The sequence below is a fragment of the Vogesella sp. genome, from assembly GCF_046297735.1.
Lineage (GTDB): Bacteria > Pseudomonadota > Gammaproteobacteria > Burkholderiales > Chromobacteriaceae > Vogesella > Vogesella urethralis.
The window spans coordinates 210490-226645 of record NZ_JBKBHK010000004.1 but is presented as its reverse complement, the minus strand read 5'-3'; the positions used below and the strand labels follow the sequence as shown (position 1 = coordinate 226645).

Sequence of the window (16156 nt, the reverse complement as noted above, 5' to 3'; positions counted from 1 at the left end):
GAGCCGACTCATGCCCTTTAACCTCCCCATCCTGTTGACCTGGCTGCGCGTAGCCCTTATCCCCGTCTGTGTGGCGGTCTTTTTCCTGCCGGACAGCGTGCTGCTGCAGCACCATCGAAACAGCCTGGGCGCTTTCATCTTCGGCCTGGCTGCCGCCACCGACTGGCTGGATGGCTACCTGGCGCGACGCCTGGGGCAAACCTCGGCCTTTGGTGCCTTTCTGGACCCGGTAGCCGACAAGCTGATTGTGGCGGCTGCGCTGATCCTGCTGGTGGAACTGGGCCGTCTGGAAGGCTGGATGGCGATGATCATCATCGGCCGCGAGATCGCCATTTCGGCCTTGCGCGAGTGGATGGCGGAGATGGGTAGCCGCGGCAGTGTGGCGGTGGCCTATATCGGTAAGTTGAAAACGGCGGCGCAGATGGTGGCCATCCTGTTGCTGCTGTACGCCGGCCCGCTGCTACCGGGGCTGGATACCATGCTGGCAGGAAAGGTATTCATGATTGTCGCTGTCATTTTGACTTTGTGGTCAATGGTTTATTACTTGCAGATGGCAGCGCGCGAATTTTCGGGCAAAAAAATTGATGTTTGAGTGTTGACACCCCCGAAAAGATCATTATAATTCGCCTTCTCTTAACGACGCAGCGAAAACAAAACGCCGCGAAGTTCTGAGAAAAACCAAGTTTTATGCGGGAATAGCTCAGTTGGTAGAGCGCAACCTTGCCAAGGTTGAGGTCGCGAGTTCGAGCCTCGTTTCCCGCTCCATAAAACTTAAGCAGTACCATGCGACGCGGGAATAGCTCAGTTGGTAGAGCGCAACCTTGCCAAGGTTGAGGTCGCGAGTTCGAGCCTCGTTTCCCGCTCCATAAAATTTAAGTAGCACCATGCGACGCGGGAATAGCTCAGTTGGTAGAGCGCAACCTTGCCAAGGTTGAGGTCGCGAGTTCGAGCCTCGTTTCCCGCTCCATAAAATTTAAGCAGCACCATGCGACGCGGGAATAGCTCAGTTGGTAGAGCGCAACCTTGCCAAGGTTGAGGTCGCGAGTTCGAGCCTCGTTTCCCGCTCCACAGATTGTTCAAATTGTTTGAATGTGTTACCCTTCAGGCAATCAAGTTTTGGCGCGGTAGCAAAGCGGTTATGCCCCGGATTGCAAATCCGGTCAGTCCGGTTCGACTCCGGACCGCGCCTCCAGATAAAGCCCGATAGATCAATGATCTGTCGGGCTTTTCTCATTTCACTCTCCCCAAACGATCGTCTGGCCCGATGTTGTCATCGGAGCGTTGCCAGGGCCTGGCTGCGTGCCGGCGATGGGCTGTCACGCCCGTGTTGTATGGCTGTGGTGTGTTTTCGGCAAAATGCGGCGGGGAAGGGGCCTGTCTCTGGCTGTGTACTGGGTGCTTGTATTGCCAATCTTAAAGATGTATATTTTACACATCTTAATGTCGCAGGCGCCCGTTTGGTAGTGGCGCCGGTTTTTTACCCTTAAAGATGTATTTTTTGTTCATCTATTGGAGCCCGCTATGCTGGATCTCGCCACCCGTCAACTCGTCAAAGCCACCGCGCCGGTACTCAAAACCCACGGGGTTGCGCTTACCCGTCATTTTTATGTCCGCATGTTCCAGCACAATCCGGAGCTGAAGCAGCTATTCAACCAGGGCCACCAGCAGGCTGGCAGCCAGCAGCAAGCGTTGGCGATGGCGGTGGCTGCCTACGCCGAGCATATCGACAACCCGTCGGTGCTGGCGCCGGTACTGACGCTGGTTGCCAACAAGCACGCCAGTCTGGGCATTCGCGCTGAGCATTACCCCGTCGTTGGCCGCCACTTGTTGGCGTCCATTGCCGAAGTGCTGGGCGACGCGGCCGATGACGCGTTATTGGCCGCCTGGGGCGCGGCCTACGGCCAACTGGCCGACCTGCTGATTGCCGAAGAAGCGGCGCTGTACCAGCAGGCCGCCACGCAGGCGGGGGGCTGGAGCGGCTGGCGCGCCTGCCGTGTGGTACGCAAGGTGGCGGAAAGCAGCGAGATCACGTCGTTTTACCTGCAGCCGGCCGATGGCGGCAGCTTGCCGGCGTGGTTGCCTGGCCAGTACGTTACCGTGCGCGTACCAGTGCCGCAGCTGGGCATCATGCAGCCGCGCCAGTACAGCCTGTCGTCGGCACCGGGGGGCAGCGCCCTGCGCATTTCGGTCAAGCGTGAAGCGGCCGGCGCCGACCGCCCGGCCGGCATGGTGTCCAATGTGCTGCACGATACGCTAGAGGAGGGCGCGCTGATCGACGTGGCGCCGCCGATGGGCGACTTCTGGCTGGATACCGCCGCCGACACGCCGGTGGTGCTGATCAGCGCCGGCGTCGGCATTACCCCGATGATGGCCATGCTGGACGCGCTGCTGCAGGCCGGCCGGCCGCGCCCGGTGCAGTTCCTGCACGCCTGCCGCAGCCCGTCGGTACAGGCTTTTGGCGCGCACCTGGCCAATCTGGCGGCCGAATACCCGCAGTTGCAGCTGGCACTGTGGTACGAGCAGGCCGACAGCTTGCCGGCCCGCGGTGCGGTGGCCAGCCAGGTTGGCCGCATGCAGCTGACTGCGGCCAACGTGCTGCCGGCCGCGCATTACTATCTGTGCGGCCCGCTGGCCTTCATGCAGGCGCAGCAGGCCAGCCTGCTGGCGTTGGGCGTGCCTGCGGCCAACCTCCACGCCGAGGCCTTCGGCACCGGCGGTAACGGCCTGGGCTAAGCGGCCTTGCCCGCCGCCGGGTTTTGTCAGCCGGCGGCGGGCAGCGTATGCTGCGCACTGTTTCCACGCCGCCTACCGTTATGCAACTTACCCAGTTTACCGACCTGGGCCTGCGCGTCCTGATGTACCTCAGCTACCAGCAGCGCGAACAGCCCGTCACCATCGCCGAAATCGCCGAACGCTTTGCCATCTCGCGCAATCACCTGATGAAGGTGGTGCACGCCATGGCGCAGCAAGGCTGGCTGGCCACCACGCGCGGCAAGGGCGGCGGTCTGGCGCTGGCCATGCCGGCCGATCAGTACCGGCTGGGGCAGGTAATCCGCCAGTTGGAGCAGGTCACGGTGCTGATCGATTGCGCCGAGCCGCCCTGTGCGTTGCGCGGCCAGTGCCGGCTGAAAGGCGTGCTGGACGAGGCGCTGGCCGCCTTCTTTACCGTGCTGGACCGCTACACGCTGGCCGACGTGGTGGCGCAGCCCACCGGCCAGGCCATTGCCATCCTGCACCGGCTGGGTAGCGCCGGCCTGCCGCCAGCTGGCGGCAGCTAAGCGCGTTGCTACCGGCTACGCTATAAAAGGTGGCGCGGCCAGCCAGGCCCTGACCATGCACGGGGCTTGAGGCAAATTCAAACGCGTGTTTAACTGTGAGCCAGCGCTGCCGCCACGGCAGCCGGCAAGGGCCGCAGAGCCCCCCGCCCACACCAACACGAGGAATTTCCCATGCTGCACGGTACCCCGCGCAAAGTCGCCATCGTCGGCGCCAACCGCATCCCCTTCGCCCGCTCCGGCACCGCCTACAGCCAGCTATCCAATAGCACCATGCTCACCGACACCCTCAAAGGCCTGGTGGAAAAATGCGGCCTGCAAGGCCAGCTGCTGGGCGAGGTGGTGGGTGGCGCAGTGATGAAACACGCCCGCGACTGGAACATGGTGCGCGAATGCGTACTGTCCAGCGGCCTGCACCCCCACACCCCGGCCTACGACATCCAGCAAGCCTGCGGCACCGGGCTGGAGGCCACCATTCTGGTAGCCAATAAGATCGCGCTGGGCCAGATCGACGCCGGCATCGCCTGCGGTACCGATACCACCTCCGACGCGCCGGTAGCCGTCAGCCGGGGCCTGCAGCGTGCGCTGATGGACATCAACGCCGCCCGCAGCACCGCCGACAAGCTCAAGCTGCTGCCACGCCTGCTGAACCCGGCCAACCTCAAGCCCGAGCTGCCGGCCAACGCCGAGCCGCGCACCGGCAAGAGCATGGGCCAGCACGCCGAAATCACCGCCCAGCGCTACGGTATTAGCCGCCAGGCACAAGACGCGCTGGCGCTGGCCAGCCACCAGAAGCTGGCCGCCGCCTACGACCGAGGCTTCTTCGACGACTTGGTCATGCCTTACCACGGCCTGCAGCGCGACAATAACCTGCGCCCCGACAGCAGCCTGGACAAAATGGCCAAGCTTGCGCCGGCCTTTTCCCGTAATGGCGGCACCATCACCGCGGCCAACGCCTCGCCGCTGACCGACGGCGCCTCCGCCGTGCTGCTGGCCAGCGAAGACTGGGCCCGCGCCCACAACCTGCCCATCCTGGCCTACATCACCGCCGGCGAAGTGGCCGCCGTCGACTACATCGACGAACGCGAAGGCCTGCTGATGGCGCCGGCCTACGCCATCCCGCGCATGCTGCAAAAGCACGGCCTGACGCTGCAGGATTTCGACTTCTACGAAATCCACGAAGCCTTCGCTGCCGTGGTGCTGTGCACGCTGGCGGCGTGGGAGTCCGACGACTTCTGCCGCAATAAGCTGGGCCTGCCCGCCGCGCTGGGCAGCATCGACCGCAGCCGCCTCAACGTAAACGGCAGCTCCATCGCCGCCGGTCACCCGTTTGCCGCCACTGGCGGCCGGGTGGTGGCCACGCTGGCCAAACTGCTGGCCGAAAAAGGCAGCGGCCGTGGCCTGATCAGCATCTGCGCCGCCGGCGGCCAGGGCGTTACCGCCATTCTGGAACGCTAAGCCGCCACATGTCGCAGCGCAGGGCAGGGTGGGCAGCGCAGCCAGGGTTAGCCGCAGCCCACGCCGCCGGCATTGCCGCAATGCCCGCTTTCGGCTAGAATCCGCACCCTGTCTGTGCCCCGGTGGTGAAATTGGTAGACACAAGGGACTTAAAATCCCTCGACTTCGGTTGTGCCGGTTCGACCCCGGCCCGGGGCACCACAAAGAAATCAAAGGCTTACCGCTGCGGTAAGCCTTTTTGTTTGCCTGTTGCGGCCAAGGTGCCGCCTTCCTGAGCCCGTTCCGGGCCGTCTTACTCCGCTATTCCCATCGCCGCGCTTGATGCTGCCGACGGCTGGTTCAGCCCGATGCAGCAGCCAAACGGGTCTTTCAGCATTGCAGCTTGCGCGCCTAGGCTGGTAGTCATCGGCCCGCGATAGCGCGTGGCGCCAGCCGCCTCCAGCTGCGCCATGCTGTGGGCCAGGTTGACCACTTCCCAGTACACCGTGGTGCCGCCAATGCCGCCCGGGCTTTTCTCATCAGCCGGGTGAAAGCCCAGCAGCACACCCGGCCCGCGCACAAAGGCGTAGTGCGGGTTTTCGTATTGCACTTGCGACCCCAGCAGCGCGGCGTACCACGCCGCCGCGGTGTGGATGTCAGACACAAAAAAGATCACGGATTCGACGGCTTTCAGCATGGTGGGGCCTCATTGATGGATTCGGTTAGGGCACCGCTAGCCTGGGCAAGCCTGCGGCGCATCTTGCCGCAGGGGGGGATGCGCTCAGTGACAGCTGCACGCCGTCAGGGTGGGGGCACGGGTAGGCTTTGATGTCGTCACTCGGGTATCGGGACCATCTGGCGAAGTCCTCGTCAGCGTGGCGCTCCAGCACGGCGTCGGGTTCGTTGCGGATGTTCCATGCGTAATTGAGGTGGTGATACGCATGTGCCAGGTCGAGTTTCAGTTCGACTTCTTCATAATCAGGGTCAAGTAGCGATTTCTCGATGGCCTCAAGTTGCTCTCGTGCATCCTGGATGTTCATCAGAACGATATGGCGCTGAATCATGTTGTGTTCCTGCAAGTTATCACTCATCCGGGGCATGCCATGATATTGGCGTAGCATGAACACTGGCAATCACATGGCGGACGGCTCGTTACCATGCCCGCCTTGCCAAGCTCTCGGCACATCCAGAAAAAAACGCGGCCTGATGATCGTCAGCGATGTCTGCCTACCGTTCTTGCGGCCAACCTTGTCGTTTGCCGTGCTGTTACAACGCATCTGCCTGTCTTGCGCCTTTCACACCCGCGTCACGCTGTCGTCACCGTGGCGTCTTACCGTAGCGGCTTCCTTTTTTTGCTACCGGAGCTGTCTGCAATGAAACCCCTGTTTAGCCTGACGCTGGCCCTGGCTTGTTGTGCTACCGCTGCCCACGCGCAGCAGGCGGTGGAGGCCACGCTGGCCGGCCACGCCGTGGTGCCGTTCAATACCGTGGCCACGCCGCCGGCAGACGCAGGCGCCTTTTTTGCCACCTCTGGCAAGTTTGCCAACGGCAAGCGCGTGCGTAACGAGGTGCTGGGGTCGGAAGCGGCCAACACCTTTGTGGGCGACCCCAAATACCCGCGAGCGTCGGGCGGGGCGCTGCCGGTAAAGGGGCAGGCGGTACAGGGTTTTTCCGGCATCGCCATGCTGGACCGCAACCACTACCTGACGCTCACCGATAACGGCTTTGGCAACAAGATCAACTCGCAGGACGCGCTGCTGATGGTGCACCGCGTGGCGGTGGACTGGGCCAAGGGCAGTACCGCGCTGCAGCGGACGATCTTCCTGCACGACCCGGACCGCAAGGTGCCGTTTGCCATCCAGAATGAAGCTAGCGGCAAGCGCTACCTCACCGGTGTCGATTTCGACGTGGAGTCGCTGCAGCTGGTGGGCAAGGAGATGTGGATCGGCGACGAGTTTGGCCCCTACCTGATCCGCGCCGACCTGGACGGCAAGGTGCTGGCGGTGTACGAGACCAAGGTAGGCGACGTGGCCTACCGCTCGCCGGACCACTACCTGAACGGCCGCCTGGGCAACCTGCCTACCGACAGCATTGGCAGCTGGAACGTGCGCCGCTCCGGCGGCTTCGAGCCGATGGCCAAAGCGCCGGACGGCAGCAAACTGTACCCGGCGCTGGAATGGCCGGCTTTTGACGCCGCCAGCAAGGGCTTCGAGCGTGCGGCCAACGGCAAGACCTTCACCCGTATCTTCGAGTTTGACGTGGCGGCTGGCCGCTACACCGGCAAGCAGTGGAAGTACCAGTTCGAGCAGGATGGCAACGTGATGGCCGACTTCCAGCTGCTGGACGCCAGCACTGGCCTGCTGATCGAGCGCGACGACAGCAGCGAGGGCCTGGGCCAGGTGTGCCCCGGCGAGATGACGCGCACCGACTGTTTCAACAAGCCGGCGGCCTTCAAGCGCGTGTACAAGATCGACCTGGCGCAGGCCGACGCCGATGGCTTTGTGAAGAAGGTGGCCTATATCGACCTGACCCGTATTGCCGACCCCAAGCGCCTGTCACGCTACAGCGACGCCAACGGCCGCTTCGGCCTGCCGCACCTGGGGCCGGAAGGGCTGGTAGTGGTGGACGGTCACCACATCGTGCTGGTGAACGACAACAACTTCCCGTACTCGTCCGGCCGCCAGCTGGGCAAACCGGACGACAACGAGCTGACGCTGCTGGACATCCAGCCGCTGATCGACGCGCGTTAAGCCGGTGCCAGGTACAAGGGCAGGGCTGCCAGCAGCCCGGCCCTTGTTGCGTGCGCCGCCCCCATTCCCGCCGCAGGCCTTTTAACGTTGGCCGCCAGCATGACAGGGTGTTACTTCGCCGGCCGGGTGCCGGATTTCACGAGGGCAACACCATGAAAAAGATACTGGCTTTACTGGGCCTGCTGCCGCTGGCGGTACAGGCCGCCGTGCCGCTGCTGGACGGCGTGCAGTCGGCGGAAAACCAGCTGCTGACGCAGTCTGGCCGCTGGTTTGTCAGCGGTGAAAACGGCGTGTTCGAGGGGGATTTCGACGGGCGGGTATTCAGCAAGCAACGGCTGACGGCTCGGCTGCTGAACGGGCAGGCGCACCAGTGCTATTTTCTGGGCATGACCGAGCGCCAGGGCCGGCTGTACACGGTATGTACCGACAATGTGTTGAACCCGCTGGCCACCAAGCGGCTGTTCGTGCTGAACCTGGCCGACCCGGCGGGCGAGCTGAACGAGATGTTCAACCCCACCGACGTGGTGTTGCCCAACGGCATGGCCACGCTGCCGGATGGCAGCCTGTTGCTGGCCGATAGCGGCGCGCCGCTGCTGCCGGGCAAGTTGCTGCGCTTTACGGTGAATGCCCACGGCGCGGTGGATGGCCAGTCGGTGTATTACCGCTACGTGCTGAACAAGCCCAACGGCCTGAAGGTGGACGGCCAGCGCCTGTACGTGTCACTGAACCCGCTTGCCTACGCCGGGCTGTCACAGCTGCGCCGTTATACGCTGGGTGCCGCCGGGCCGCAGGACGGCGTGGTGCTGTTCAGCTCGTGGTGGTTTCTGGACGACTTTACGCTGAGTAGCGACGGTGTGGTGGTGGCGGAGTTTCTGGGTAACCGTGTTGTGCACGTCAGCGAAAGCGGCCAACTGCTGCGCGAGGCGCGTGTGACGCAGCCGACTTCGGTGCAACTGTGGCGCGGGGCGGCGGTGCCAGCCGGCGATGTGACGGTGACCGAACGCGGCAGCGGCCGCTTGTTGCGGTTGCCCGGCTTTGGCGCTTGGCCGCGTTAGTTCGCCATACGCCATCGTGGCAGAACGCAGCGTACTGCCAGGCCTACTGGTGCGCAGGCGGCAGGCGGCGTAGCCTGAGCGGCTTTTCCCCTTTCGCTTGCCTTTGCCATGCCCAGCCCAGCGTCGCAGCCCGTGTTGTCCTTGCGTCACCATCGCCCGTTCTGGCATTTCTGGACCGCGCGCCTGCTGCTGACCGGTGGCTTCCAGATCATGGGGGTGGCCGTAGGCTGGCAGATGTACACCCTTACCGGCAGCGCGCTGGACCTGGGCCTGGTGGGGCTGCTGCAGTTCCTGCCGCGCATCTTGCTGGTGCTGGTTACCGGTACGGTGGCCGACCGCTACCCGCGCCAGCGCATCGTGGCCATCAGCATGCTGCTGCAGGCGCTGGCGGCGGCCACCATGTTGCTGGCCAATAGCGGCGTGGGCCTGGCGGTCAGCCGCGAGCTGATCTTCGGCCTGTCGTTGCTGATCGGCACTTGCCGCGCTTTCGACATGCCCACCATGCAGTCCATCCTGCCCAATATCGTGCCGCCCGCCTTGCTGCCGCAGGCGGTAGCGGCGGCGGCCTCGGCCAACGAGATGGCCACCATCGTGGCGCCGGCGCTGGGCGGCCTGCTGTTTGCCTTTGGCGCGCCGCTTACCTACGGCCTCAATACATTGATGTTTGTGGCCGGCGTGGTGCTGGTGCTGGGCCTGCCGCTGCCGCCGCATGTGGCCGACAGCCGCAAGGTGAGCATGGATTCGCTGCTGGCCGGTATCCGTTTTATCCGCAGCCGGCCCGATATCCTGGGCGCTATCTCGCTGGACCTGTTTGCCGTGCTGCTGGGCGGTGCGGTGGCCTTGTTGCCAGTGTTTGCCGCCGACATCCTGCACACCGGCCCGTGGGGCCTGGGCCTGCTGCGTGCGGCGCCGGCGGTGGGCGCGCTGGCGATGTCGGTCTGGCTGATGCGCCACCCGGTACAGCGCAAGGTTGGCCGCACGCTGTTTGCGTCGGTGGCGGTGTTTGGCCTGGCCACCATCGGCTTTGGTTTGTCTACCCACTTTTTGCTGTCGCTGGTGGCGCTGATGGTACTGGGCGCGTCCGACATTATCAGCGTGGTGATCCGCGGCACGCTGGTTCAGCTGGAAACGCCGGACGACATGCGCGGCCGCGTCAATGCCGTCAACTCGCTGTTTATCGGCGCCTCCAATCAGCTGGGCGAGTTCGAATCCGGCGTGACCGCCCACCTGTTCGGTACCGTGCCGGCGGTGGTGCTAGGCGGTGCCGGTACGCTGCTGGTGGTGGTGCTGTGGATGCGCTGGTTCCCGTCGCTGGCGCAGCGCGACCGCATGGAAGGAGACCCGGTATGACCCCGCTTCACCCCGCACTGGCTACCTGGCTGGCCCAGGTCAACGCCATTCAGGCCCAAAGGTTGGCCGCCGGCCAGCAAACCACGCCCATCAGCGCGCGCGAGGCGCTAGCCGGGCTGATAGCCGCCATGGTGCCGCCCGGCCCCGCCTTGCCGTGGGTGCACGAGGCGATGGTGCCCGGCGACTACCCGGTGCCGGTGCGCGCCTACCACCCGGCGCCGGACACGCCGCTGCCGCTGCTGGTGTATTGCCACGGCGGCGGCCACATGGCCGGCAGTGTCAGTAGCTACGACCCGCTGTGCCGCCGCCTGGCGCAGGCCACGCAGCACGTGGTGGTGTCGGTGGAATACCGGCTGGCACCCGAATGCCCGTACCCGGCGGCGCTGCACGACGTGTGCACCGTGCTGCGCGGCGTGCGGCCAACCTTGCTGGCGCGCGGCGCCCGGCTGGCCGATAGTGCGCCGGTGCTGGCCGGCGATTCCGGTGGCGCCGCGCTGGCCGCCACGGTAGCGCAGTGGGCGCAGCACGATGCCAGTCTGGCCATCCGGGCCTTGCAGCTGATTTACCCCAGCGTCGACTACACGCTGGCGCAGCCGTCCATCCGGCGGCTGGGGCAGGGCTATCTGCTGGAGGCCGAGCGCATCGGCTGGTACTTCGAGCATTACTTCCGCCTGGGCGGCGACCGCGTGGCGGCGTCGCCGTTGCTGGGCGAGGTGTCGGCGCAGCACGTGCCGACGCAGATCCTGACCGCCGGCTACGACCCGCTGCACGACGAGGGCCTGGCCTACGCTCGCAAGCTGGCCGCCGCCGGCGTGGCGGTGGATTACCACTGCGCTGCCGACCAGATCCACGCCTACCTGCTGCTGGAAGCGCTGGTGCCGGACGCCTGCGCCGACGCCTACCGGCGCATGGCCGGCTTTGTGAACGGCAGCGCTTTACACGCCGCACCGCCCGTGGTGTGATGCGGGCCTTTCAACAAGGGGGGGCGGACATGCGCTACGGGAAAGAAGGCGGGCTGGTGTACAGCACCGAGCACGGCCAGATGTGCCCCGGCTGCCGTCAGCCACAAGCTGCCTGCCGCTGCGGCACGCAGACGGTACCGGCTGGTGACGGTGTGGTGCGGGTAAGCTGCCAGCGCAAGGGGCGCGCTGGCAAGACGGTAACGCTGGTACGTGGCGTGCCGCTGGCGGCCGAGGCTTTGGCTGCGCTGGGCAAGCAGCTGCGTAGCGCTTGCGGTAGCGGTGGCACGGTGAAGGACGGCGATATCGAGATTCAGGGCGACCACGTGGACACGGTGCTGGCCAGGTTGGCCGCGCTGGGTTACACGGTGAAGCGCAGTGGCGGCTGAGGCGCTGTGCCGCAGCGGCCCCGACACAGCAAGCCCCTGTCATGCCGACAGGGGCTTGGCCGTTATGGGCTGTCGGTCTGTGTGATGGCGGGGGTGGGCTGCAGCGTCACGCACAGCCCGCCTTCCGGCCGGTTGTGCCATGCCAGCTGCAGGCCGTGCAGGCGGGCGATGCGGCCAACGATGGACAGCCCCAGGCCGCTACCGCTGGCGTCTTGCCCCGGCGGGCGGTAGAAGCGCTCGCCAATGCGCGCCAGGTATTCGTCGGCGATGCCGGGGCCGTTATCCAGCACGAGCAGTTGCTGCGGGCTGATCTGCAATTGCACCTGGCTGCCGGGCGGGCTGTAGCGCACGGCGTTGTCCAGCAGGTTGCGCAGCAACAGCTGCAGCAGGCTGGCGTCGCCGTCGGTCAGCGGGCCGCTGGCGGCCAGTTGCAGCTCGATGCGGGTAGCGCGCTGTGCTGCCGCAGCGGCCACTTCGGCCACGGCGTTTTCGGCAATGGCCGACCAGGATAACGGCGCAAATGGCAGCGTTTGTTGCTGCTCCAGCCGCGATAGCGCCAGTAGCTCGTCTACCAGGTGGCTGGCGCGGTCCACGCTGGCCAGCACCTTGCCGATGGCCACCTGGCGGGCCGCCGGGTCGTCCAGCAGCTGTACCAGTTCGGCCTGTACCCGCAAGCCGGCCAGCGGGCTGCGCAGCTCGTGCGCGGCGTCGGCAGTAAAGCGGCGTTCATGCTGCAGCGTGTTGGCCACGCGGCCGATCAGCTGGTTCATGGCGTCGATCAGCGGCCGGATTTCGCTGGGTACATCGGTAGGGAGCGGGGTGTCGTCGTCGGTGCGGCGCTGCTGCAGCTGGGCGCGGATGTCGGCCAGCGGGCGCAGGCTGCGCCCCAGTGCCCACCAGATGGCCAGCATGGCCAGTGGCAGGATCAGCAGCCACAGCAGTTGGGTCAGCAGCATGCCGCGCATCAGCTCCCAGCGTTCGCTTTCCTCTTGCGCCACCGCTACGGTGCCCAGCTCACCGCTGTAGTAATAAACGCGCCAGATTTCCTGGTCGTGCAGGCTGGTGACATAACCGGTAAAGCCGGGGCGCGGCGAGAGCTGCATGCCGTCGGTGTCGGCCACCAGTGCGCGGGCCTGTTTATCCCAGATGGCGACGGCCTGATGGTCGGCGTTTTCTTCGTGCTGCACATCGGTACTGCCGTTCTTCAGCTGTGGCAGCGTGTGGTATAGCTGGCGGGCAAACAGCTGTTGCTGTTCGTCGTACAGCTCGGACACTTCGTGGTGTGCCAGCAGGCCCACCAGCAGGCAGGCCAGCAGCCAGAGCGGGGTGATGGTTTTCAGTAGCTGGCGGCCAACTATGCCGCGCAGGCTGCTGCTCATGCCTCATCTCCCAGCGTATAGCCCAGGCCACGGCGGGTCTTGATCAGCTCGCTGCCCAGCTTTTTGCGCAGGTGGTGGATGTGGACTTCCACCGCGTTGCTTTCCACTTCGTGCGCCCAGTCGTACAGCTTTTCTTCGATCTGGGCCCGGCTCAGTACGCGGCCCTTGTTGTTGAGCAGCAGCTCTAGCAGGGTGAGCTCGCGTGCGGCCAACTCCACCGGCTGGCCGTCCAGCAGCACGCGGCGGGCAGCCGGGTCCAGGCTGAGGCGGCCATGTTGCAGCAGCGGGCCGGCCTGGCCGCTGCGGCGGCGCAGCAGGGCGCGCAGGCGAGCGGCCACTTCGCCCAATGCAAAAGGTTTGACCAGGTAGTCGTCGCCGCCGCTGTCCAGGCCGCGGATGCGGTCGTCCACCGCGTCGCGGGCGGTCAGGATCAGCACCGGCAGCGTATGGCCGTGGCGACGCCAGCTGGCCAGTACGTCCAGCCCGTCCACGCCGGGCAGGCCCAGGTCGAGGATGGCGGCGTCGTAGGGGGCAGCGTCGGGGCCGCGCAGTGCCAGCTTGCCGTCGCGCAGCCAGTCGCAGCTGAAACCGAGGGCGGTGAGGCCGGCTTGCAGGCCGTCGCCGATCAGCGGGTCGTCTTCGATGATCAGAATGCGCATGGGGTATCCGTCAGCAGGTGATGGCGGCAGTGTACTGCGTCACTGGCGCCAGGTCTTGTAGCCGGTGATCATGGCGCGTACCAGGTTCACCTTTTCCAGCTTGCTCATCACGATGGCGGCGGCCGCGTGCAGGCCCACGGCCAGCATCAGGGTATTGGCCAGGCCTTCGTGCAGTTCTTCCAGCCAGTCTTCGCCCCAGTAGGTGTCGGTGCCCATCAGGTAGCCGGTAGCGCCCAGCGACAGCACCAGCGCCATCAGCGCCAGCATCATCAGTGCCCCTAGCGGGTTGTGGCCATCGCTGTGCGGCAGGGTGCCGGCACGCAGCTGCTGCAGGTGGTGGCGCAGGCGCGACGGGGTAGGGAAGAAGCTGGCAAAGCGGGCGTGCCGGCTGCCGACAAAGCCCCACACCAGGCGGAACAACACCAGGCCGCTGGCCATGTAGCCGGCCCAGCGGTGTGGCGGGTCACCTTCTTCCAGCAGCAGGAAGTTGGCCAGCACGCAGGCCACCAGGCTCCAGTGGAACAGGCGCACCAGCGGGTCCCATACGTATTGGCGGCGCGGGGTAGCGGTGAGGTTTTCCATGGTGATCTCCATCAATAAAAACGCCTGCCGGGCAGGCCGGCAGGCCAGGCCAGGACCGTTTAGTCTTCGATGTCGGTTTTAACCGGCGCGCCGCTTACCGGGTCGAAGTAGATTTCCACTTTCTTGCCGTCCTTGTTTTTGCCGTAGATCTCGTAGCAGTTACCGGAGACCTTGAACTTCTTGATCTGGTAGCCCTCGGCGGTCAGTTTTTTCTTGAAGTCAGCTTCTTTCTGCCATTTGTCTTTCGGCTGGGGTTTGCACTCGGCCCCTGCGAGGGCAAAGTTGGAGGCAAAGGCGGCGATCAGGGCAACAGCAAACAGTTTTTTCATGGTGACGCTCCGTGTAGACCCCTGCTGGAGTGCAGGTACAGGGTGATTAAAGCAAACCAGCCTTAACGCCTCCTTATGCCTGTCGGGTTCCTGTGCGTGGTGGCGCAGCGCGGGTGCCTGGGGCAAGCGGACGTGCCCGGCAGCCAGCGTAAATCGGGCCCGGCATAACAAAAAAACCCTGTTTGCGTGGCAAACAGGGCGGGGCAGCAGCAACATCCGTCGCGGGTGATCAGGCTTGGTGGCGGCGCGCAGCCCGGTAGTCGAACAGCGCAAAGCCCAGCACGCACACCACCCACACCATCCAGCCGCTCCACAGGTTGTGGCTGAGAAAGTGGGCGCCACGCGCAATCTGGCCCAGCCCCATCAGCATGCCGGCCGGCACGCCACCCCACAGCGCCATGCGCGCCCGGGCCGGGTGTGCCGGTTGCCAGTAGAAATACAGCGCCATCAGGGCAAAGCCAGCCGAGGCGTGGCCGCCCGGAAAGCAATGGCCGGGGCCGGCATTCAACGGGATGGTAGCGAGGGTAGGGAAGTGCTCGGCATTGCCGCCGTAGGCGGCGACGTCCCACGGGCAGGAATGGGCGCTGCGGGCCTTCAGCGCGGAGACCGCTGCCGCCCCCAGCATCATCATGGCAGCGGTGAAGGTGCGGCGGCTATCCCGACGGTACAGGCCGCTGGCCAGCAGCCATAGCCCGCAGGCGGCGACGGCGTATTTGGCCAGCCTATGGTTCAGCCATTCCAGCCACACGCTGTCCTGCAGCGGAAAACCGTGCAGGCTGGGGCTGTAGAACAGGCGGGTGACGCTGTCGTCCAGCCTGGTGTCGTATTCCAGTACCAGAAACAACAGGGCCAGTGTGGCACTGACCACCAACTGCCAGCCGGCACGGCGCAGCACGCGGCTGGCCAGGGTAACGGGCCGGGCCGCCCGCGTGGTACTGAGAATGCTGCCTTGCATGATGGCGCCTGCTGGACAAAAACATGCGCGCCATCCTGCCGCCGTTGCCTTAAGTTGACCTTAATCAGCCGCCTGCGGCATAACTTACGCAGACGGCCCGCCTCAGGCGTGTTGTTTTTTCCATAGTGGCAGCCGCAAGACGCCCTGGCTGAGGCTAACCCCCAGCAGGATCAGGCCGCCGCCCAGCCAGTGGTAACCGTGGATGGTCTCGCCCAGCGTCACGCTGGCCAGCAGCGCGGTGAACAGCGGCAGCAGGTTCATGAAGATGGCGGTGCGATCGCTGCCCAGCGTCTGGATGCCACGCATCCAGAAATAGGCCGCCAGAATGGACGAGGCAATGCCGGCAAACAGCACCAGCGGCACCCCGGCCGGCGGGATGGCCATGCTGTGTGCTGTGGCGGCTACCGGTATCAGCATCAGTACCGCCAGGCCCACCTGCACGTACAGGTTCAGCCACTGGCCGAACGGCGGCGCCCAGCGCTTGAACAGAATGCCGTACAGCGCGTAGCTGGCCGAACCCAGCAGCATCAGCGCGTCACCGCCGTTCACGCCACCGGCCAGCAGCGCCAGCGGGTTGCCGGCGCCCAGCAGGTACAGCACGCCCGACAGCGACACCGCCACCCCGGCCGCGGCGGCTGCACTGATGCGCTGCCGGAACACCACCGCATTCAGCAGCAGGCCCAGCAGCGGAATCAGCGCGCAGATCACGCCCATATTGGTAGCCGTGGTCAGGTGGGCGGCGTAGTAGGCCAGGCACTGGTACGCCACCATGCCCAGCAGGGCCAGCACGGCAAAGCGCGGCAGCATGGGGCGGATGGCCGGCCACTGCCGGCGCAGCGGGCGCCACATGAAAGGGCTGAGTACCAGCAGGGCTACCAGCCAGCGGTAAAACGACACCGCGGCCGGGTCCAGCACGCTGGCGGCAGCTTTGGAAACAACGGTATTGGCGGCCCAGATCAGCACCGCCAGCATGGGAAACAGACTGGCCATGACAGGCTCCTTGCAGTGGAATGCCGGCAGTGTAGCGTTGTCTGTTT

17 protein-coding genes and 6 tRNA genes are annotated in these 16156 nt (G+C 65.2%); 15 read left to right on the top strand and 8 right to left on the bottom strand.

Translation table 11 applies throughout. From position 1 onward, the window contains the following. Positions 1-10 precede the first annotated feature (10 nt). The 10 genes from pgsA to ACK4FZ_RS06965 all read left to right on the top strand — a co-directional run bounded on the left by pgsA (position 11) and on the right by ACK4FZ_RS06965 (position 4934). On the top strand, positions 11-592 hold the full coding sequence (gene pgsA / locus ACK4FZ_RS07010; RefSeq protein ID WP_409819217.1) for a CDP-diacylglycerol--glycerol-3-phosphate 3-phosphatidyltransferase: 582 nt from the start codon (positions 11-13) through the stop codon (positions 590-592). A 97-nt stretch (positions 593-689) separates the two neighbouring features. Beyond that, a tRNA-Gly gene (locus tag ACK4FZ_RS07005) sits at positions 690-765 on the top strand. A 25-nt stretch (positions 766-790) separates the two neighbouring features. Next, a tRNA-Gly gene (locus tag ACK4FZ_RS07000) sits at positions 791-866 on the top strand. A 25-nt stretch (positions 867-891) separates the two neighbouring features. After that, positions 892-967 (top strand) — tRNA-Gly (locus ACK4FZ_RS06995). 25 nt (positions 968-992) lie between these two features. Further along, positions 993-1068, top strand: a tRNA-Gly gene (locus ACK4FZ_RS06990). Positions 1069-1118: 50 nt separating this feature from the next. Then, positions 1119-1192: transfer RNA gene (locus ACK4FZ_RS06985), tRNA-Cys, on the top strand. A 329-nt stretch (positions 1193-1521) separates the two neighbouring features. Next, positions 1522-2733: an NO-inducible flavohemoprotein gene (gene hmpA, locus ACK4FZ_RS06980; protein WP_409819215.1), complete on the top strand. Its 1212-nt coding sequence runs from the start codon at positions 1522-1524 to the stop codon at positions 2731-2733. 47 nt (positions 2734-2780) lie between these two features. Then, positions 2781-3278, top strand: a complete 498-nt coding sequence (locus ACK4FZ_RS06975) for an RrF2 family transcriptional regulator (RefSeq protein WP_409819213.1) — start codon at positions 2781-2783, stop codon at positions 3276-3278. A gap of 171 nt (positions 3279-3449) precedes the next feature. Then, complete coding sequence (locus tag ACK4FZ_RS06970) at positions 3450-4733, top strand: acetyl-CoA C-acetyltransferase (RefSeq protein ID WP_409819211.1); 1284 nt, start codon at positions 3450-3452, stop codon at positions 4731-4733. 116 nt (positions 4734-4849) lie between these two features. Beyond that, positions 4850-4934, top strand: a tRNA-Leu gene (locus ACK4FZ_RS06965). Between the two features lie 91 nt (positions 4935-5025). Here the strand turns inward: ACK4FZ_RS06965 and ACK4FZ_RS06960 are convergent. Both ACK4FZ_RS06960 and ACK4FZ_RS06955 read right to left on the bottom strand, forming a co-directional pair. After that, positions 5026-5409 carry a VOC family protein gene (locus tag ACK4FZ_RS06960; protein WP_409819209.1) on the bottom strand — a complete coding sequence of 128 codons (384 nt, stop codon included), beginning with the start codon at positions 5407-5409 and terminating at the stop codon, positions 5026-5028. Positions 5410-5434: 25 nt separating this feature from the next. Continuing rightward, the gene (locus ACK4FZ_RS06955) at positions 5435-5776 is read right to left on the bottom strand and encodes a hypothetical protein (RefSeq protein ID WP_409819207.1); all 342 of its coding nucleotides are present in this window, start codon (positions 5774-5776) and stop codon (positions 5435-5437) included. Between the two features lie 309 nt (positions 5777-6085). Here ACK4FZ_RS06955 and ACK4FZ_RS06950 point away from each other — a divergent pair, with 309 nt between their 5' ends. From ACK4FZ_RS06950 to ACK4FZ_RS06930, 5 genes are all read left to right on the top strand, one after another. Continuing rightward, on the top strand, positions 6086-7462 hold the full coding sequence (locus ACK4FZ_RS06950; RefSeq protein WP_409819205.1) for an esterase-like activity of phytase family protein: 1377 nt from the start codon (positions 6086-6088) through the stop codon (positions 7460-7462). A gap of 152 nt (positions 7463-7614) precedes the next feature. Further along, positions 7615-8517, top strand: coding sequence for a hypothetical protein (locus ACK4FZ_RS06945; RefSeq protein ID WP_409819203.1), 903 nt, complete (start codon positions 7615-7617; stop codon positions 8515-8517). 132 nt (positions 8518-8649) lie between these two features. Then, positions 8650-9867, top strand: a complete 1218-nt coding sequence (locus ACK4FZ_RS06940; RefSeq protein WP_409819432.1) for an MFS transporter — start codon at positions 8650-8652, stop codon at positions 9865-9867. Further along, positions 9864-10829 carry an alpha/beta hydrolase gene (locus ACK4FZ_RS06935; protein WP_409819201.1) on the top strand — a complete coding sequence of 322 codons (966 nt, stop codon included), beginning with the start codon at positions 9864-9866 and terminating at the stop codon, positions 10827-10829. Before ACK4FZ_RS06940 ends, ACK4FZ_RS06935 begins: the two co-directional genes overlap by 4 nt. A 29-nt stretch (positions 10830-10858) precedes the next feature. Then, entirely contained in the window at positions 10859-11215 is a 357-nt protein-coding gene (locus tag ACK4FZ_RS06930) for a translation initiation factor Sui1 (protein ID WP_409819199.1), read from the top strand. 62 nt (positions 11216-11277) lie between these two features. Here ACK4FZ_RS06930 and ACK4FZ_RS06925 read toward each other — a convergent pair whose 3' ends face one another. From ACK4FZ_RS06925 to ACK4FZ_RS06900, 6 genes are all read right to left on the bottom strand, one after another. After that, on the bottom strand, positions 11278-12594 hold the full coding sequence (locus ACK4FZ_RS06925) for an ATP-binding protein (protein ID WP_409819197.1): 1317 nt from the start codon (positions 12592-12594) through the stop codon (positions 11278-11280). Continuing rightward, entirely contained in the window at positions 12591-13253 is a 663-nt protein-coding gene (locus tag ACK4FZ_RS06920; protein WP_409819195.1) for a response regulator, read from the bottom strand. Before ACK4FZ_RS06920 ends, ACK4FZ_RS06925 begins: the two co-directional genes overlap by 4 nt. A gap of 39 nt (positions 13254-13292) precedes the next feature. After that, on the bottom strand, positions 13293-13835 hold the full coding sequence (locus ACK4FZ_RS06915; RefSeq protein ID WP_409819194.1) for a cytochrome b/b6 domain-containing protein: 543 nt from the start codon (positions 13833-13835) through the stop codon (positions 13293-13295). Positions 13836-13894: 59 nt separating this feature from the next. Further along, on the bottom strand, positions 13895-14164 hold the full coding sequence (locus tag ACK4FZ_RS06910) for a PepSY domain-containing protein (RefSeq protein ID WP_409819192.1): 270 nt from the start codon (positions 14162-14164) through the stop codon (positions 13895-13897). Positions 14165-14393: 229 nt separating this feature from the next. Next, the gene (locus tag ACK4FZ_RS06905) at positions 14394-15119 is read right to left on the bottom strand and encodes a phosphatase PAP2 family protein (RefSeq protein ID WP_409819190.1); all 726 of its coding nucleotides are present in this window, start codon (positions 15117-15119) and stop codon (positions 14394-14396) included. A gap of 102 nt (positions 15120-15221) precedes the next feature. Then, positions 15222-16109: a DMT family transporter gene (locus tag ACK4FZ_RS06900; RefSeq protein ID WP_409819187.1), complete on the bottom strand. Its 888-nt coding sequence runs from the start codon at positions 16107-16109 to the stop codon at positions 15222-15224. Positions 16110-16156: the final 47 nt, after the last annotated feature.

Bases quoted from the DNA above. Each gene is read 5' to 3' on its own strand.
- pgsA (WP_409819217.1), top strand. From the start codon at position 11: ATGCCCTTTAACCTCCCCATCCTGTTGACCTGGCTGCGCGTAGCCCTT.
- hmpA (WP_409819215.1), top strand. From the start codon at position 1,522: ATGCTGGATCTCGCCACCCGTCAACTCGTCAAAGCCACCGCGCCGGTA.
- ACK4FZ_RS06975 (WP_409819213.1), top strand. From the start codon at position 2,781: ATGCTGCGCACTGTTTCCACGCCGCCTACCGTTATGCAACTTACCCAG.
- ACK4FZ_RS06970 (WP_409819211.1), top strand. From the start codon at position 3,450: ATGCTGCACGGTACCCCGCGCAAAGTCGCCATCGTCGGCGCCAACCGC.
- ACK4FZ_RS06960 (WP_409819209.1), bottom strand. From the start codon at position 5,409: ATGCTGAAAGCCGTCGAATCCGTGATCTTTTTTGTGTCTGACATCCAC.
- ACK4FZ_RS06955 (WP_409819207.1), bottom strand. From the start codon at position 5,776: ATGATTCAGCGCCATATCGTTCTGATGAACATCCAGGATGCACGAGAG.
- ACK4FZ_RS06950 (WP_409819205.1), top strand. From the start codon at position 6,086: ATGAAACCCCTGTTTAGCCTGACGCTGGCCCTGGCTTGTTGTGCTACC.
- ACK4FZ_RS06945 (WP_409819203.1), top strand. From the start codon at position 7,615: ATGAAAAAGATACTGGCTTTACTGGGCCTGCTGCCGCTGGCGGTACAG.
- ACK4FZ_RS06935 (WP_409819201.1), top strand. From the start codon at position 9,864: ATGACCCCGCTTCACCCCGCACTGGCTACCTGGCTGGCCCAGGTCAAC.
- ACK4FZ_RS06930 (WP_409819199.1), top strand. From the start codon at position 10,859: ATGCGCTACGGGAAAGAAGGCGGGCTGGTGTACAGCACCGAGCACGGC.
- ACK4FZ_RS06925 (WP_409819197.1), bottom strand. From the start codon at position 12,594: ATGAGCAGCAGCCTGCGCGGCATAGTTGGCCGCCAGCTACTGAAAACC.
- ACK4FZ_RS06920 (WP_409819195.1), bottom strand. From the start codon at position 13,253: ATGCGCATTCTGATCATCGAAGACGACCCGCTGATCGGCGACGGCCTG.
- ACK4FZ_RS06915 (WP_409819194.1), bottom strand. From the start codon at position 13,835: ATGGAAAACCTCACCGCTACCCCGCGCCGCCAATACGTATGGGACCCG.
- ACK4FZ_RS06910 (WP_409819192.1), bottom strand. From the start codon at position 14,164: ATGAAAAAACTGTTTGCTGTTGCCCTGATCGCCGCCTTTGCCTCCAAC.
- ACK4FZ_RS06905 (WP_409819190.1), bottom strand. From the start codon at position 15,119: ATGCAAGGCAGCATTCTCAGTACCACGCGGGCGGCCCGGCCCGTTACC.
- ACK4FZ_RS06900 (WP_409819187.1), bottom strand. From the start codon at position 16,109: ATGGCCAGTCTGTTTCCCATGCTGGCGGTGCTGATCTGGGCCGCCAAT.